Raw genomic sequence first — 16,808 nt, forward strand, 5'->3', positions numbered from 1 at the left:
AAAAATTTGAGTTAGACAATGCAATTAAGAAAAGAGGTTAGGATATGAGCCAGGACTTGAGAGATTTTCTGAAGCGGCTGGAGCGAGAGGGTGAAGTGAAGCATGTCACAGAAGAAGTTAAAAGAGCGTATGAAATCAGTACCCTCATTATGGAACTGGAAAAAGAGCACCGTTATCCCGTCATGGTTTTCGATAAGGTAGAGAACAGTGCGTTTCCTGTGGTGACCAGTATCTTAAGCACCAGAGAACGGTTTGGCAAAGGACTGGGTGTCGAAGCGTCTAAAGTTTCTGAAACCTATGCCGAACGTATCAAAAAACGGATCGAAGAGGTCAAAGTTATTAAGAACCCTCCTTTTGCCGAACATTGTATCACTGGCGATGACATCGATCTCTATAAGCTTCCAATCCCAATTCATTTTCCGATTGACGCCGGGCCCTATGTAACCTCTGGACTGTGTGTTGCCAAAGACCCTGTAAGCGGTGTGGAAACCTTAGGTTTCCACCGCATGCAGTTAAAAAACAAGAATACCTTAGGGATTTCACTCCATTCCCGTCAAAGACTCTGGGAATATTTTCGAAGAAGCGAAGAAAAAGGGCAAAGCTTGGAAGCCGCCATCGTGATTGGCGTTCATCCCAATATTGCCCTGGGATCTATGGCCCTTGTCCCGTATGACCAGGGCAAATATGGGGCAATTGCAGGGCTTTTTGGTGAGCCTTTGGAAGTTGCGCCCTGCGCTACTGTGAATTTACAGGTTCCGGCCTATGCGGAAATTGTCCTGGAAGGTGAAATACTGGCTGATGTGCGGGAAAAGGAAGGTCCTTTCGCTGAGTTTACGAATTACGCCTGCTATCGAAGTACGGAAAATGTCTTCAAAGTCAAAGCCATCCGCTACCGCCAAAATGCTTTTTATCATGACTTGACACCTGGGATGAGCAGTGAACATATCACGGTTGTAGCCATACAGAGAGAGGGCGACGTCATAAATGCGTTGCATCAGACTTTGCCGAATATCAAAGCAGTTCATGCACCTTTTTCCGCCTGCGGATTATTTCATTGCTATATTTCTATGAAAAAAATTGCCGAAGGGCAGCCTATGCAAGCCATTTACGCCGCTTTTGCTGTCGACCACAATATCAAGATGGTTGTTGTGGTGGATGAAGATGTTAATGTCTTTAACGAAGAGGAAGTCCTATGGGCACTTGCCACAAGATTACAGGCGGACAAAGGGGTTTCCATTTTACCGCAGCACCTGGGAATGGGTGTGACCCTTGACCCCTCAACGGATGAATTAAGCCGTACGTCCAAAATGGGGATTGATGCCACAAAGCCCTTAAGCGGTTTCGCCCCTAAAATCCAATTGGACGATGAAGTAAGAGAAGCAGTGCAACGGCTTCTTAAATATGCCAAATAAGGGTTGTGTGTTCTAAATATACCGATTAAGGGATGAGCGTATGATTAAAATTGCCATTGATACGGGAGGTACTTTCACCGACTATACCGCCGTAGGGACGTTTCAAAACAGTGAAACCAAAACGATCTTTGTAAAAAATCCTACCAATCATAAGAATCCTGCCCAGGGGATGATCGCTGGCTTGAAAAAATTAGCAGCCGCCTGGCATACGGATTTAGAACCACTCCTTGCGGAAACGGAACAAATTATTCACGGCACCACCTTAGCCCTGAATGCCCTCTTAGAAAAAAAAGGTGCGGTTACTGCGCTTTTCACCACGGAGGGATTCCGTGACGCGCTGGAAATACGCCGTTCCCAATTGGAAAATCAATGGGATCTAACAGCGGAAATGCCGGAATTATTGGTCCCCCGCAGACTGCGGTTAGGAATAACGCAGAGAATGGACTATAAAGGCGATACCATCAAAGAATTGGATGAAAACACTGTAAGATCTGCTTGCCGGAAATGTAAAGAATACGGTGTGCAAAGCATTGCTGTCTGCTATCTTTTTTCATTTCTGAATCCGGAACATGAAAAAAGGACGGCTGAAATCATTCAAGAAGAACTTCCCGATGTATTCGTATCCCTGTCTTCGGAAGTAGCGCCAAAAATCAGGGAATATGAAAGAACTTCTACCACCGTACTTAATGCTTGTCTGACACCGGTTCTAACAAATTATCTCAAAATCATAAAAAAAGAACTTGGGCAATATGGTTGGGATAAACCCATTAATATGATGATGAACAGCGGCGGTTTAAGCGATACGGATGCCATGGCACATTTCGCCGTTAAAACCCTTCTTTCAGGACCGGCCGGGGGTGCCTGTGGTAACGAAGCCATGGGAAAAATGATGAAAAATCCCTATACTGTGTTGGCGGATATGGGTGGAACCAGCTTTGATGTTCATGTGGCGGGCAACGAAAATCGGCTTATTCCCCAATCTGAAATAGCAGGATACCCCCTAGCGATTCCGACCATTGACATCACTTCCATTGGTGCCGGTGGCGGCAGTATTGCCCAGGTGGATGAAAGCGGAAGAATTCTGGTGGGTCCGGACTCTGCCGGATCAGTTCCAGGTCCCGCTTGCTATGGTTTAGGAGGAACGGAACCAACCGTTACAGATGCTTTGGTTGTTCTCGGTTTGATTGATGAAGAAAACTTCCTGGGCGGCAGCATGCGCTTAAATAAAATACTGGCTGAAAAAGCGATTGACGATAAAGTTGCTAAAGCGTTAAATGTCCCGGTGACGGAAGGAGCGACGATCATCTACCGTATTGCGACAGAGATGATGGCGGATGCTGTCTGCCTTGTCACGGTACAAGAAGGCAATGACCCCAGAAAATACAGGTTGATAAGTGCGGGAGGAGCATTCCCTCTGTTTGCAGCCAATATGATGGACACTCTCCATATGAACGAAGTTTTGTTTCCCGTTACCGGACCGGTATTCTGTGCCTGGGGCATGTTAGGAGCATCTCGCCGCAGCGATTTCATCAGAAGTTTCTTTATGGAAAGGGGACAATGGAATCCCGCAAAAATCAATGCTGTGATTAAGGATATGAAAGAACAAGGAAAAGCAGAGCTCATCCATTTAGGTGTACCGGAAAATGAGCAGGATTTCCGCCTTACCCTTGAAATGCGCTATATCGGACAGCACCATGAAATATCGGTACCCTGGCAAGGAATTTTTACGCGTGAGAGCAGGGATGCTTTAGACATAGCCTTCAATCATACCCACGAAAGCATCTATGAATATGCCGAAAGAGACAGGGAATGGGAAATCATCAATATCCATCTGGCTTGTATGGAAACAGAAAAGGAAAACACGCTCTTTCCGTTTGCTGAAAATAAACTTCCCTTAACGGAAAGAACAGTGGCAGGAGAACCGTTCGGACAAGCAGGTGAAATTTCTGTCCCCGTTTATCACGCCGGTGATTTCATTGGTGATGGTACAAAAAATATCACCGGTCCTGCTTTGATTGATTTTGAATATACCACGGTTTTAATTCCCACCGGATTTGTGGGCAAAGCAGTCAAAAATGGTGTTCTGACATTAACAAAAGAAGGTACGCAAGTATGACAAGGACAAATACGGAAGAACTTATTAATCGCACCGTCATCGCCAATCGTCTCGACAGTATCACCAAAGAAATGGGGCTTGCTTTGGAGCATTCCGCCCATTCCCCCATTTTCGCAGAAGCCTGCGACTTTGCCTGCTGCATCTGTGACAAAGACGGCGAGCTGGTTTCTCAGTTAAGCGGTATTCCGATTCTGGCAACGGCAGGTTCCTTCAGCGTCCAATCTGTTTTAAGAAAATATAAGGATAACATCAAAAACGGGGATGTTTTTATCATCAACGACCCCTATGACGGTGGGAATCACCTGCCGGACATTGGGATTATTACGCCTGTTTTTTTTAAGGAAAGCTTGATGTTCTTCTGTGTCAGCCGCGCTCATCACGGGGATATCGGCGGATCTACCGCCGGGAGCTATAATCCCAAAGCGACCGAGATATTCCAGGAAGGAATCCGTATTCCCCCCACAAAATTGATGTGCAAAAATGAATTCATTTCTGAAGTTTTAGACATGATCCTCATTAATACCAGGAATCCGAACATGCTGAAAAGCGACCTTCTAGCTCAAATCGGCGCCAATAAAGTTGCAGCCAAACGCATTATGGAGATGGTGGAAGCTTATACGCCCGCTGTCGTGAACAAAGCCATTGCTGAAACCTTGGAACAAACTGAAATGCTGACGAGGAAGCGGATCAGAGAGGTGCCCGATGGCATTTACCGGGCGACCGAATATATCGATGATGATGGTTATCAAGAAGAACCCGTCAAAATTGAAATTGCCGTGAAGGTAGAAGGAGACCGTCTCTTGGTCGATTTCGAAGGTACAGATAAGCAGGTTAAAGGTTTTATCAATACCTCTGTTGTCACAGCGACGACGGCTTCGGGCATCGCGGTTCTTTGGTTTTTAGGCTCTGATATTCCAAGAAACGGCGGCGCATTCCGCTGCATCGATGTCCATTTGCCCAAAGGTTCTTTGGTAAATCCCTATGAACCGGCGCCTGTAACGCTTTGCACCTTAACCCCGGCCAGCGAGATTATCGGCACTATTTTTCAAGCCTTGGGTCAAGCAGTCCCCGGTATGGTTCCTGCAGGATATGCGCGCTATGCAGGACCTTCCTATTACGGTAAGGATCCCAGAAATGACCGCTATTATGTGGGATTTTCTTTCTGTTCGACCGGGAGCGGCGGCGCCATGAAAGGAAGTGACGGGAAATCCTATATGTCTGCCATGTCCAATTTCGGAGGGGTTAGAACGCCTAATATTGAATCCAACGAAATCCAATATCCCCACATCACACGTTATCATGAAATGGAAACGGATACTGCAGGCGCCGGCGAATACCGGGGTGGCGCGGGGATGCGGTACGCGTTTGAACTATACGATGAAGGCAGCCATATCGTGAATTTTGGTGATGGGATGAAATTTGCACCGTATGGTTTAAACGGAGGACACGAAGGGAGCTTAAATAAAGGTGTTTTTCTTCATACGGGAAAACCGGTTATCATGGAGAGTAAAGAAGCTCCTAGACGTGTTGCCAAAGGCGATCAGGTCATTCTGAACTCCAGCGGTGGCGGCGGGTGGGGTAATCCCTTCGACCGCCCTGCCGAAAAAGTATACGACGATGTCTTGGATGAGATCATCACAATCAAAACGGCCGTAAATATTTATGGTGTTGTTATCACAGAAGAAGGAATTGATTACGATAAAACGAATCGATTGAGAAACGGTAAAAAATTGTGTAAGAATTAATGTGTAATCAAAATACGGTTATAGAGAATTAGGTAATACAGAATACGGTAATAAAGAATGACGAATGGAATAAGGAATGAAAAAAATGAAAATTCTTTTAGCCATGACAGGGGCAACCGGGGTGATCTACGGTGTACGTTTATTGGAGGTTCTGAAAGAAACAGAACATCGCGTTTCGCTGATCATGAGCGGGTGGGCTAAAGAAACACTCTCGCTTGAAACAGACTATTCGGTAGATTACGTTCAGTCTTTAGCAGATACCGTATACGACAATAATGACTTGGCCGCGGCTGTTGCCAGCGGTTCTTACGGGATAGACGCAACCATTGTCGCACCTTGCAGCATGAAAACGCTGTCGGCAATTGCCAACGGTTATAGTGATAACCTCATTGTGCGCGCTTCCGACGTGGCCTTAAAAGAGCGTCGTCCTCTCTTGTTGATGGTAAGAGAGACACCGCTCTCTTCCATTCATCTGAAAAATATGACGACCGTAACGGAAGCAGGCGGAATACTCATCCCCCCCATGCCTGCCTTCTACCACCGGCCCAAAACCATTGACGATATTGTGAATCAAAGTGTTGGCAAGGTGTTGGATTTGCTGAAAATTCCGCACAATCTCTTTGAAAGATGGAGAAGTGACCAATGAACATAGATATCGGACAAGACAAGCTCGCCCTGTCCTACGACATAACGATAATTGGACACGACATTGTAATTATCGTTACCGGAGGGAAACAGCATATCGGCAGCATAGCGGTCGGAAACTGCGGTACGGTTACAAAGTATACCGTAGAAGGCCACCGTGATGACGCCCTGGCCGAACCTCTGGCACAGGATATTTCCAAGCTTTTTAACTGTGTTTGCTTGGTGTCTGCAGGATTTCATCAAGATAATATGAACAAAGAAGAAATTAAAATTGTGTTGCTAAATCATCAGCAAGGAATCCAAAAAGTGATTGCGTATTTGAAAGAAAACTATGCGATGAGAACTGATAGCAAAACAAATTAAAGGATGATACCGGCATGAACAAAATTGATTATCAAAACAATGACTATGACTTTTTATTGCAAGTCAAAGCGGAACAGCAAGCAGCAGCGATTCTTCAGAAGGCGATAGCATGTGATATTTTCACCGCGATTGAAGAAGGAAAATCTTTCGGTGATCTGGCCAATTGCCTTCATCTCGATGAGAAAGGAACGTTTCTTTTCCTCGACGTTTTAGACAAAATGGGTCTAATCATTAGGAAAGAAGGCTATCTATGCAATGCTCCCGTCAGCGCAAAATATCTTACGGCAACAAGTCCTTTTTTTAGCCTGGAAGCTTTAAAAAGCGGTAAAATCGGTGGTATCTTTATTGCGGAAAAACTTTTGCCCATGTTAGCATCTTTTAGGGGAAATGTCCTGTTTGAGGGGTCTTCTGCTGACGTTTTTTCTCCGTCAATTCAAAAGTTTATGTTGGAGCAATGTAAAGAAATTTCTTTTGATGATCAATCGCCTTATGAGCTGATTATCACAGGCGAAAATTACGAGAAACACGCGGAAAGCATTATCCCCAACGGAATTATTGGTGTCATGGGGGCCTTTTCCGGGGAATACTCTTTAAACACTGCGATGAACTTATATCATAATTACCTTAATGAGAATGACCTTCAACAAAAAGACAGCTCTATGTTTTCGGTAAACATCCTTTCAGAGAAAGATGTGGCTGCATTTTTTGCGAAAAAGCACATGCATCAGACGCCTTTATTACCCCTCACCCGTGATATTTCGGTGATTTTTGCATCCAAGAATAGGCATAAATTAGAAGAGCTGGACATAACAAAAGAAGCGCAAATTTACGCAAGATTAAAAAGACTGCCCATTCAGTCCATCACGATGATCAATCCTCAGGATGTGGTTACGGCCCACTGGGCAAAAGATCATTGCCGCTACGGATGCTCCAGCTATGGGGAAAAGTGCTGTCCGCCAAATAGCCCCTCCTATGAGGAAACGAGGGTGAAATTAAACGGCTATACCAAAGCTTTTCTGATTGAAGGCCAACCGCCGACAAGGGATTTTCAAAAACTGATGCTGAATGCGGAAAAAATGGTTTTTAAACAAGGTTTTTATAAAGCGTTCTCTTTTTGGGCAGGACCATGCCATATTTGCAGCGAGTGCAAACCGCCAGCACCGCCCAAGAAGTGTACAGTGACCCGTCCCTCTATGGAAAGCGCCGGCATTGATGTTTTTGCTACCGTTTCTAAGCAAGGCTTTACAATGCGAACCTTAAAAGATAAACAGGAATTCGTTAAATACTTTGGGTTGTTGCTTCTGGAGTAATGAATACACAAACAGTTTATCGTTGCTATAATCATTGTTCTCTCCAAACAGAATGGTTTTGTGATTTTGAGAAATAATAATGGAAATCACAAACCTGAATATGGAGAATACAAGATGAAGAAAAAACATAGGGGATTATCTGTTTGGCAGCTTACAATGATGGCTTTGGGAACGGTAATCGGGGGTTCCTTTTTTCTGGGCTCATCGGTAGCTATTAATGCTGCAGGACCTTCAATTATCGTTTCTTTTATTCTTGGCGGAGTCATCGTTTATTTTATCCTTTTTGCCTTGTCTGAAATGACGGTTGCGAACCCTGATGTCGGTTCCTTTCGTACTTTTGCAGCCCAAACCTTTGGCAAAGGAACCGGTTTTGTAGTTGGCTGGGTATACTGGGCTGGGATGGTTTTGGCTATGTCCAGTGAGGCCACTGCTGTATCGATCCTGATGCGCGAATGGGTTCCCAATAGTTCCATAGCCGGATTGGGAAGCTTAATTATTGTAAGTGTCACGCTGCTAAATTTATTGGGAGCTGATAAATTAAGTAAGCTTGAGAGTGGTCTGGCTGCCGTTAAACTATTAGCCCTGGCTTCGTTTATTATCATCGCCTTACTTTTAATCATGGGATTATTTCCGACTGTTTCCCAAATAGGCGCCGGAGAATTAGTCAGGGAACCTTTGATGCCGGCGGGAATAAAAGGGATAGCAGGGAGTATGCTTATCGTCATATTTTCCTATGCGGGTTTTGAAATCATTGGACTGGCTGCTTCGGAAGCCGACAATCCAACAAAAACGATTCCCAAAGCAATTTCCCACACAGTATTAATTCTGGTAGGATTTTATATTGTCTCTATTGCTGTGCTGCTTCCGTTAATCCCCACCTCCAGTCTAAGTGAAAAATTCAGTCCCATGGTAGCTGCGCTTGATAGATGGGGAATCGGCTGGGCGGGCAACGTCATTAATTTTGTACTCATAACAGCGATACTTTCTACCATGCTGGCAGCGATGTTTGGTCTGGGCAGAATGATGCGGTCTCTTGCCGAAGAAGGTCAGGCACCCAGTTGGTTAAAGGATCAAGGAAATGTCCCGTATCGGGGAATACTGATTTCTGGTTTAGCCATGCTTGCAGGATTGGGCATTGGTCTTATGCTCCCAAGTGTATACTTGTTTTTGATAAGCTCCGGTGGGTTTGCTTTGTTATTTACGTATGCAGTAATTATGGCGACTCACTTACGCTTTCGAAAGAAATATGGGTGTCCGCCATCAGGCAAGTGTCAGATGCCTTTATACCCCTATTCTACCTGGATTGTTTTTCTGAGTCTGATCATGATTATCCTAAGTATGCCATTTATCTCCGGGCAGGGAACAGGTCTTATTGCAGGGATCATCATGATTGCTGTGTTTTATGTCCTCTATATGTTTCTAACCCGGATCAATAAATTACAAACAAATATCGCTAATACAGCCAATAATAAACGATTAAACCATAATACTTGTAAAACAAAACTGTCCGTAGAATTCTCCAGAGATTTAATAGAAAAAGTGGATTCTCAGGCAGACAAAAAGCCAGAATGATCCTAGTGAATCCTGTCTAAAAAAATTTAACGGAAAGCCTCTAGTTCCTGAACTTTATTTGAAAACCAGGCCGTGTGCAGATCTTCGTCAATGAGATTGGCCCACAGGACAGAAAACAACGTATGATCTTTTCCGATTTTCAAAATCAAGTCTTTATAATCACTCATTGCTTTTCTCTCCAGAAGAATATCGGCTTTTAGCAGGGGGACTATTCCAAACGCAGCCGTAATATTTCCGGCAGTCTTTCCCAGGAGCGGGGAAACAATATCCCCCAAAACGGTCGGCTCACTGCCGTATTTCCGTATTTGGGCAGCAATATTATCGACATGCTGCTGTTCAATATAAGATGATCGTTCCAATACTTTGCTGATATAGATATCTTTGACTATCTTACTTTGAGCCATATAAAGATCAACCTGGTTCAGTTCCAGGCTGTAAAACCAGTTGAGCTTGGCAATGATTCCGTCAGTATCCAGCTTTTATTCCACCACCTGACTGACTCAATGTCTTAATGCTTGTACTAAAAAATCTTTCATAAGTCTATTCTATTATTGATGAAATGCCTTGCAAATATACTGAATCTATTCGGATTGATTATGAATCACGCCCTATTAATTTCAGTAAATCTTATTTTAGTGGTAAAATAGGGTGGGGCTTTCAGCCAGGAAATCGCTGCAGATAAGAAAGACCAACTCCGATACTGTTGGAGGATACAAATGCAATATTGCTGCTTGGAGGGTAAAAAATGAATGCTGCTGACGAAGGAATCGTCTACGAAGAATTTGAGGTAGTAGAAATCCAAAGAGAAAATGATGCCATTGTGATGAAAGAAGCGGCGAAAAAGGTTATCGCCGAAGTGTCCCTTAAAATGATAGTCAATGGACAGGAACTTGTTTCCGTTCTCTGTCTGAACCGGCATCACGAGGAGTTGGCCCTGGGTTTTCTATATAATGAGGGTGTTATTGGTTCTTATGAAGATATCGAAAGCATCGAATACAATGAGAAAATGCTGGCAGTGCTGATTGAACTTAGAGAAGGAATCGTTATTGACAGACGTGAAAGTCTGAGAAGCATCACTTCCGGCTGTGGCAAGTGTTATACCTACATTAATCCGCTGAAAAAGACGCAGTACGCCGTCAGCACGAACAAATCCACTTTTTCCGCAGGAAATATCTTGACAATCATGGATAAGTTCATTGAACAGTCTGAGATATTTCATACGATTGGAGGCGTCCACAGTGTCTTATTTCACACTGACGGATTTGAAGTGCTAAATGAAGACATTGGCCGGCACAACTGTTTCGATAAAATGACAGGAATACTGATGAAGGCAAACAAGATGGAACTAGCCGCAAATGGCATGGTCTTTATCAGCGGCAGACTTACTTCGGAAATGCTCATGAAAATGATCAGGCTTGGAGCACCCGTGGTAGTTTCCAAATCGACGCCCACAACAGCAACCATCAGGCTTGCCCGGGAATATAACATTACACTTCTCGGCTATGTCAGAGGAGGCAAAGGTACTGTTTATGCCTGCCCGGAAAGGCTGGCTGAAACCTCTGACAGCCAAATCAAGGATTTCTTGTTCTAGGACGCAGTTTGATCCGGTTTTAGTTCTTTTGTTCAAAGAGATATTTGAAAATAATTCACAATATTCACACAATTATCCACAATTAATAGCTCCATCCTTACAATGAGGCGTCGGAATAATACCAAATCTAGATTTTTGTAACCTTGGTTACCGATTCCTGGCAATCTTTTACGTATGATTAGAAAGACAATAAGACCATGATTCAATACAAAAATATGGGGAGGTAAATTCTTATGTCTCAAATGTTCTGTTTTCAATGTGAACAAACTGCCGGCGGAAAAGGATGCACGAACGCAGGGGTCTGCGGAAAGAAACCGGAAGTAGCTAATAAGCATGATGAACTCACTTGTGCCCTGATTGGATTGGCCAGAGCGGCATCCGGTCAGAAAACTGCACCGGAAACAGATGCTTTGGTGATGCAGAGCCTGTTTGCCACAGTGACCAATGTTAATTTCGATCCTGAAGATTTTGATGCCTTCATACAAAAGGTAATTGCAGAGAAAAACAAACTTGGCGGGGCGGAAGATTTTGCACCTGACGCTTTGTTCCATGGCGATCCGGATATCGTCTCGCTGCGTTCGACTTTGCTGTTAGGCATGCGCGGGATGGCGGCATATGCCTGGCATGCGTATGTTCTAGGCAAGCAGGATCCTCAAGTCACTGCCTGCTTTTATAAAGGATTGAAAGCTGTCGGAGAAGATCATTCCGTCGATGAATGGCTGGAGCTGCTGATGGAATTCGGCAAAATCAATCTTGCCTGCATGGCGCTGCTCGATGAAGCGAATACTTCGGCTTATGGTCATCCGGTGCCAACCAAAGTTACAACAACCATAGAAAATGGCCCATTCATTGTGATCACCGGCCATGACCTGCTCGATCTGAAACAATTGCTGGAGCAGACAGAAGAAAAAGGAATCAATATTTATACCCATGGTGAAATGCTCCCGGCCCACGCCTATCCTGAATTCAAAAAATATACACATCTGAAGGGCAATTTCGGAACGGCCTGGCAGAATCAGCAAAAGGAATTTGACAATATTCCGGCTCCGATCTTCTTTACGACGAACTGTCTGATGCCGCCCAAAGCCAGTTACGCTGACAGGGTTTATACGACATCCGTCGTCGGTTATCCGGAAATGAAGCATATCCCAGATGCCAAAGTCAAGGACTTCTCGCCGCTGATTAAGCAGGCGCTTGAACTTGGCGGCTACAGCGAAGATCAATACAGGACAGGGATTAACGGCGGAAATGAGCTGATGACAGGTTTTGCCCGGAATACTGTTCTCGGAGTTGCGGATAAAGTGATCGATGCCGTCAAGGGCGGAGCAATCAAGCATTTCTTTCTGGTCGGCGGCTGTGATGGTGCAAAGCCCGGCAGAAATTACTATACCGAGTTTGTGAAGCAGACGCCTATGGATACGGTCGTACTGACACTTGCCTGCGGAAAATACCGCTTTAATGACCTGAACATTGGAGAAATCGGGGGACTGCCGCGGCTGATGGATATGGGACAATGCAACGATGCCTATTCCGCTATTCAGGTTGCTGTTGCGCTGGCCCAGGCCTTTGAATGCGGCGTAAACGATCTGCCATTAACACTGGTGCTCTCCTGGTATGAACAAAAAGCGGTCTGCATTCTGCTGACCCTTCTGGCCCTGGGCATAAAGAATATTTATATCGGACCATCCGTTCCCGCTTTTTTCTCTTCCAATGTTCTTAACGTTTTGGTCGAGAAATTCAATATCACACCAATCTCTACACCAGAGAATGATTTAGCAGCCATTCTGGCTAAATAAAAGGGCTCACCGTCAATCCGAATGCTGCTGACACTATGTTGGCAGCATTTCATTTTGGGTGTTAATAGCCCTTTTTTTGTACATTAGCATGACCTAGCTACGTTTCACTTCCATGTTCGCTTGGACTGCTAGATCACGTTACGTTACGTGAATTATTCCACAAAATTATGCTATAATGTCTTTGTGCGTTGATTTTTCACATAAAGGCTGGAAAAAGAGTATGCAGGTATTTTTGCGGATCGATATTAATCTTGCTGCCCTGGTGTTGTTAGGGGTAGTATTTTTGATTGCTTACCAGAGTCTTGACCGGCAGGATAGTATCAATAAAAGATTTCTGACCACGTCTTTAGTCATTATGCTGGAGCTCGTTTTTGAAACGCTGACCTGTATGATCAACAGACGCCCTGAGTTATGGTTGATCCCGGTGTCGGAGCTGATGCATATATGTTTGTTTATTACGGCGCCGCTGTTAACCTATTCGTGGTACAAATTTAATTATAGCTGGGTTGAACCAGACAGCATAATTTTTAAAACCAGGAAAATCCTGTATTTCATTCCGATTGTCATCAATACGGTACTGACCGTTTTATCGCCCATTTACGGTTTTATCTTCACTATAGACAGTGCGAATGTCTACCACCGGGGATCACTTTTTCTCGTTTCAGCCGTAATTACCTATTTCTATCTGATAATCAGTCTGATACAGATCCTCAAAAGAAAAGGAAAAATCATTAAGCAGGAATGGATTCCAATGATCGGATTTGGAATACTGCCGATTATCGGAGGGATCCTTCAGTCGTTGTTTTATGGTGTGCTTCTGATGTGGAGTTGTACGGCATTTTCTCTCGTGATTATTTATTATTTTCTGCAGCAAAGAATGGCTCATCTGGATAACTTGACCGGCGTATGGACGAGAGGATCTTTTGACTATTATATTTCCCGAAGGATCCACCATAAGGCCGATAACAAATTTGGGCTTATTTATGCCGACCTCGACGGACTGAAACAAATTAATGACCAATATGGGCATTCCGAAGGGGACAAAGCGATCCAGACTGCTGTTGGGCTAATAAGAAGTGTCCTAAGAAAAACAGACATTATTGCCAGGATGGGTGGCGATGAATTCGCGGTAATTATGGAATGTGACAACAAAGAAGCTCTGGAGAAAACAATTGACAGAATTAATGTGTCTTTTGAAGCGTATAATAAAACTTCCGGAAAGCGTTACAGGCTGGAAGGAAGTTTTGGGACTGACATCTTCGATATGAAATATGCCAGCATTGAGCAATTTCTGAACCATGTTGACAATCTGATGTATAGCCAAAAAAGAATAAAAAAAGCGGATTTGGGATGATCCGTGGGATTTGATTCGAAAAATCGTTATAATAGACTGAAAATTCGTAACATTTTATTGATTTTAGCCTAAATCACGATATTTGCAGGTTGACCGAAAGCCTGTATTTTATGTATGATAATAACAAGCTCCAAGGAATTCCTAAGATGGAATACCAGTGAAGCCTGAAAAGGGAAACAAAACGTTATCATTGGACGATTAGGTCGGTGAACGAAAAGGTTCACTATATCTGGAGAGTTTCGAAGAAAAGAGTCTGCAACGGGATTGATAGAAATGAAGGTTTGGTTCAAGAAAATCTGTAAAAAGAATTTTTAAGAGGCAAATTCTGAAATGAAATCAGACTGAAGTGGGTAATGAGTAAACGGAATATCTGTAGACGAAGGTCTTTTAAGGAAGATGGATAGCGGGAAACGAAATTGAGGGTAATACTGGGGATACATTGATAAAGGTTCGTTGGAGCTCGTTTTCTATTTTTCGCGCTTGTGGGCTGCGATATACGGAAGGTTTCGGTACTTTTCCTGGTAATCGAGGCCATACCCGACTACAAATTGGTCCGGCATAAGAAAACAGCAATAATCGATGTTAATGGCAAGGAGCCTTTCCGAGGGATTGTCCAGCAGGGTGCATATTTTTAGACTAGCCGGCTTCGCAGCTTCAAGGTGCTGGCAGATATAAGCAAGCGTAAGTCCGGTTCCGACCACATCTTCTACTAAAAGAACATGTTTGCCGGTGATCGAAAGGTCAAGATCTTTCGCAAATCTTACAATGCCAGTTTTATTCGTTTCATCAGGGAATGCCCTGATCGACAGAAAATCAATGCTTAAGGGTACCGTCAGGTGCCGGGTTAGGTCAGCCAAAAAGTAAAACGATCCTTTTAGGACGCTGATCACAACCAGCTCCTTGCCCTGATAGTCGGTATCGATGATTCGCCCGGTTTCGGCGACTTTCCGTTGAATCTCCTCTGCAGTGAAAATGATCTTCCCAACAGCATTAGCATTCATTGTGCAGGTCCTTTCTTAATGCCGAATCTCTCCAAAAGGGAATAAAAATCATTTTTAAAGACAATGTTGATGTTGGTGCCGGGATAGAGCCGTTTGAGCAGCTTAACCTTTTTCTTTTTTTCTGAAGCATATTTTTGGTTCATCGTGGTCAGTTCAATGAATGTATTAAATCTGGGCAGGTAAAAATCAGGTGAAAACGCCATGGTAACATTGCCCTCTTCATCCCATTGAATCGGGAACGTACGGGGCTCGTACTCCCAGTCAAGGTGGTACATATCCAGGATTCCGGCAAATTCCTCTTCGGATGGATGCTTGAAAATAATCGGTTTTTTACCGTCCTGAGAAGGACATTCAACCGCAGGGGAGTAAAGCTGCTTATTTCTGACATAGTACGCCAGAAATGCAGCGCCTTCTTCGATGCCGACAAAATCTGTGTTCAGCGTAATACCGTAAAGAGAAGGATCAGACCAATCTCTATGATAAATGGTGGAAATATACCGTTTGTGCTTGCGGTCGGTCAGCTCCAGGAATCTTTCGGCATTGGAGCGGTCCAGATGGAGATTATGCATGACCCGGCCGGTTCGAACTTCATCTGAAGCTATGATTCTGACATGGATCGCTTCAGGATGGCGGGAGAAAATAATCTGAGCGCCGAGACCGAAGATGATAGCAGGCTGTTCAGAAATATAACTTTTTAATCTGTTTTCAATATGCTCGGCAAAGGTAAGGCCTTGAGAGGACAGATTCAAATAAAAGCCGGGGCTTTCTTTCAGCATATGTAGCTCATGCTTGTCGGCGATCTCCGGCAGCCATTGGTTCACAACAAAATCGTGTGTAATCAGAGGCAGATCCAATTTCTTGGCGAGGAGCCCAGATATTTCTTTCCCCAGGCTTCCTGTTTGTCTGGAAATCGTAAGAAATACCAAATCAGTCACCTCCGCAGCAGTAATGATACCGGTTCAGTCCTCAGATTATTATACCATACCAGGCCAATTAGCGTCGGAACGCTGGAAATGACTAAACTGGTTTCTTTTTCCTAAGTTTTACAAAGAGAAGAACGGCCGAAAGCAAAATTGCTGCAATACTGATGACTTGGGCTATTTTAAAGGGACCAAGCATCAGACTGTCAGTTCTGAGACTCTCAATAATAAAACGGCCTGCCGAGTACAGCAATAAGTAAAGCAAGAACATGATGCCGTCAGGTGTTGATCTCTTCCTGATCAACCAGAACAAGAACAAAAAGATCAAAGTATCCCATAAAGACTCATATAAAAAAGTCGGATGGTAATATTGGCCGTCAATATACATGCCTTGCTGAATAAAATGCGGAAATTTACTGATAAAGGATTCACTAACCGGGCCGCCATGTGCTTCCTGATTAAGAAAGTTGCCCCATCTGCCAATCGCCTGGCCGATAACCAGACTTGGCGCGATAACATCTGCCACAGACCAGAATTTTAAATCCGGATCTCTGCGGGTAACCACTAAGACCGCCAGAAAACCGCCGATAATTCCGCCGTGAATGGCTAATCCGCCATGCCAGACAGCCACGATTTCCGCCGGACAAGAGATGTAATAATGCAAATTGAACAGGACATAATACAGTCTGGCTCCGATCAGAGCAGCGGGAATCATAACAATCAGCAGATCAAAAAATTTGTCCGGGTCCAGCTTGCGATAGTTCGTATGATAGTTCGCGAGAATGAGTCCGGCACAAAACGCCAGAGCAATCAGTATACCGTACCAATGAACAGAAAAAGGACCCATTTCAAATGCAGTAGGGTTCAAGAAAATCAACTCCCGTATTAATGAATACACTATCTTTCCGGAATTGTCCAGCAAAATGCCCGATTGAAGTCTTTCCAGGAATCGTGTAGAAGCATTGCTGGATATTTGCGAAAAG

General features: G+C 44.1%; 14 protein-coding genes. 10 read left to right on the plus strand and 4 right to left on the minus strand.

Annotation, left to right across the window (positions count from 1 at the left end; genetic code table 11):
- Window positions 1–44 precede the first annotated feature (44 nt).
- The 7 genes from A7D23_RS14540 (at window position 45) to A7D23_RS14570 (ending at window position 9,163) form a co-directional block, all read left to right on the plus strand.
- Window positions 45–1,412 carry a UbiD family decarboxylase gene (locus A7D23_RS14540; RefSeq protein WP_068884270.1) on the plus strand — a complete coding sequence of 456 codons (1,368 nt, stop codon included), beginning with the start codon at window positions 45–47 and terminating at the stop codon, window positions 1,410–1,412.
- A 40-nt stretch (window positions 1,413–1,452) separates the two neighbouring features.
- The gene (locus tag A7D23_RS14545; RefSeq protein ID WP_019225858.1) at window positions 1,453–3,528 is read left to right on the plus strand and encodes a hydantoinase/oxoprolinase family protein; all 2,076 of its coding nucleotides are present in this window, start codon (window positions 1,453–1,455) and stop codon (window positions 3,526–3,528) included.
- Window positions 3,525–5,273: a hydantoinase B/oxoprolinase family protein gene (locus tag A7D23_RS14550; protein WP_019225859.1), complete on the plus strand. Its 1,749-nt coding sequence runs from the start codon at window positions 3,525–3,527 to the stop codon at window positions 5,271–5,273. Before A7D23_RS14545 ends, A7D23_RS14550 begins: the two co-directional genes overlap by 4 nt.
- An 85-nt stretch (window positions 5,274–5,358) precedes the next feature.
- The gene (locus A7D23_RS14555) at window positions 5,359–5,919 is read left to right on the plus strand and encodes a UbiX family flavin prenyltransferase (RefSeq protein ID WP_019225860.1); all 561 of its coding nucleotides are present in this window, start codon (window positions 5,359–5,361) and stop codon (window positions 5,917–5,919) included.
- Window positions 5,916–6,281 (plus strand): hypothetical protein, encoded by a 366-nt coding sequence (locus A7D23_RS14560; RefSeq protein ID WP_019225861.1) that lies wholly within the window; start codon window positions 5,916–5,918, stop codon window positions 6,279–6,281. The genes A7D23_RS14555 and A7D23_RS14560 overlap by 4 nt, the downstream gene beginning before the upstream one ends.
- A gap of 14 nt (window positions 6,282–6,295) precedes the next feature.
- The gene (locus A7D23_RS14565) at window positions 6,296–7,591 is read left to right on the plus strand and encodes a DUF2284 domain-containing protein (RefSeq protein ID WP_019225862.1); all 1,296 of its coding nucleotides are present in this window, start codon (window positions 6,296–6,298) and stop codon (window positions 7,589–7,591) included.
- A gap of 114 nt (window positions 7,592–7,705) precedes the next feature.
- Window positions 7,706–9,163 (plus strand): amino acid permease, encoded by a 1,458-nt coding sequence (locus A7D23_RS14570; RefSeq protein WP_026071869.1) that lies wholly within the window; start codon window positions 7,706–7,708, stop codon window positions 9,161–9,163.
- 26 nt (window positions 9,164–9,189) lie between these two features.
- Here the strand turns inward: A7D23_RS14570 and A7D23_RS14575 are convergent, their stop codons facing one another.
- Entirely contained in the window at window positions 9,190–9,621 is a 432-nt protein-coding gene (locus tag A7D23_RS14575; protein ID WP_141690689.1) for a ferritin-like domain-containing protein, read from the minus strand.
- A gap of 287 nt (window positions 9,622–9,908) precedes the next feature.
- Here A7D23_RS14575 and fdhD point away from each other — a divergent pair, with 287 nt between their 5' ends.
- The 3 genes from fdhD to A7D23_RS14590 all read left to right on the plus strand — a co-directional run bounded on the left by fdhD (window position 9,909) and on the right by A7D23_RS14590 (window position 13,904).
- Entirely contained in the window at window positions 9,909–10,754 is an 846-nt protein-coding gene (gene fdhD / locus A7D23_RS14580) for a formate dehydrogenase accessory sulfurtransferase FdhD (RefSeq protein WP_019225864.1), read from the plus strand.
- A gap of 233 nt (window positions 10,755–10,987) precedes the next feature.
- Window positions 10,988–12,550 (plus strand): hydroxylamine reductase, encoded by a 1,563-nt coding sequence (gene hcp / locus A7D23_RS14585; protein ID WP_019225865.1) that lies wholly within the window; start codon window positions 10,988–10,990, stop codon window positions 12,548–12,550.
- Between the two features lie 220 nt (window positions 12,551–12,770).
- Window positions 12,771–13,904, plus strand: coding sequence for a GGDEF domain-containing protein (locus tag A7D23_RS14590; RefSeq protein WP_019225866.1), 1,134 nt, complete (start codon window positions 12,771–12,773; stop codon window positions 13,902–13,904).
- Between the two features lie 467 nt (window positions 13,905–14,371).
- Here A7D23_RS14590 and hpt read toward each other — a convergent pair whose 3' ends face one another.
- The 3 genes from hpt to lgt form a co-directional block, all read right to left on the minus strand.
- Window positions 14,372–14,905 (minus strand): hypoxanthine phosphoribosyltransferase, encoded by a 534-nt coding sequence (hpt, locus tag A7D23_RS14595; RefSeq protein ID WP_019225867.1) that lies wholly within the window; start codon window positions 14,903–14,905, stop codon window positions 14,372–14,374.
- Entirely contained in the window at window positions 14,902–15,831 is a 930-nt protein-coding gene (locus A7D23_RS14600; RefSeq protein ID WP_019225868.1) for a cytidylate kinase family protein, read from the minus strand. The genes hpt and A7D23_RS14600 overlap by 4 nt, the downstream gene beginning before the upstream one ends.
- Before the next feature lie 91 nt (window positions 15,832–15,922).
- Entirely contained in the window at window positions 15,923–16,693 is a 771-nt protein-coding gene (lgt, locus tag A7D23_RS14605) for a prolipoprotein diacylglyceryl transferase (protein WP_019225869.1), read from the minus strand.
- Window positions 16,694–16,808: the final 115 nt, after the last annotated feature.

The organism is Dehalobacter sp. TeCB1 (assembly GCF_001707455.1).
Classification (GTDB): Bacteria; Bacillota; Desulfitobacteriia; order Desulfitobacteriales; family Syntrophobotulaceae; genus Dehalobacter; species Dehalobacter restrictus.

Excerpts from the sequence above, each read along its gene's own strand:
- A7D23_RS14540 (WP_068884270.1), top strand. The coding sequence starts at position 45 with ATGAGCCAGGACTTGAGAGATTTTCTGAAGCGGCTGGAGCGAGAGGGT.
- A7D23_RS14545 (WP_019225858.1), top strand. The coding sequence starts at position 1,453 with ATGATTAAAATTGCCATTGATACGGGAGGTACTTTCACCGACTATACC.
- A7D23_RS14550 (WP_019225859.1), top strand. The coding sequence starts at position 3,525 with ATGACAAGGACAAATACGGAAGAACTTATTAATCGCACCGTCATCGCC.
- A7D23_RS14555 (WP_019225860.1), top strand. The coding sequence starts at position 5,359 with ATGAAAATTCTTTTAGCCATGACAGGGGCAACCGGGGTGATCTACGGT.
- A7D23_RS14560 (WP_019225861.1), top strand. The coding sequence starts at position 5,916 with ATGAACATAGATATCGGACAAGACAAGCTCGCCCTGTCCTACGACATA.
- A7D23_RS14565 (WP_019225862.1), top strand. The coding sequence starts at position 6,296 with ATGAACAAAATTGATTATCAAAACAATGACTATGACTTTTTATTGCAA.
- A7D23_RS14570 (WP_026071869.1), top strand. The coding sequence starts at position 7,706 with ATGAAGAAAAAACATAGGGGATTATCTGTTTGGCAGCTTACAATGATG.
- fdhD (WP_019225864.1), top strand. The coding sequence starts at position 9,909 with ATGAATGCTGCTGACGAAGGAATCGTCTACGAAGAATTTGAGGTAGTA.
- hcp (WP_019225865.1), top strand. The coding sequence starts at position 10,988 with ATGTCTCAAATGTTCTGTTTTCAATGTGAACAAACTGCCGGCGGAAAA.
- A7D23_RS14590 (WP_019225866.1), top strand. The coding sequence starts at position 12,771 with ATGCAGGTATTTTTGCGGATCGATATTAATCTTGCTGCCCTGGTGTTG.
- hpt (WP_019225867.1), bottom strand. The coding sequence starts at position 14,905 with ATGAATGCTAATGCTGTTGGGAAGATCATTTTCACTGCAGAGGAGATT.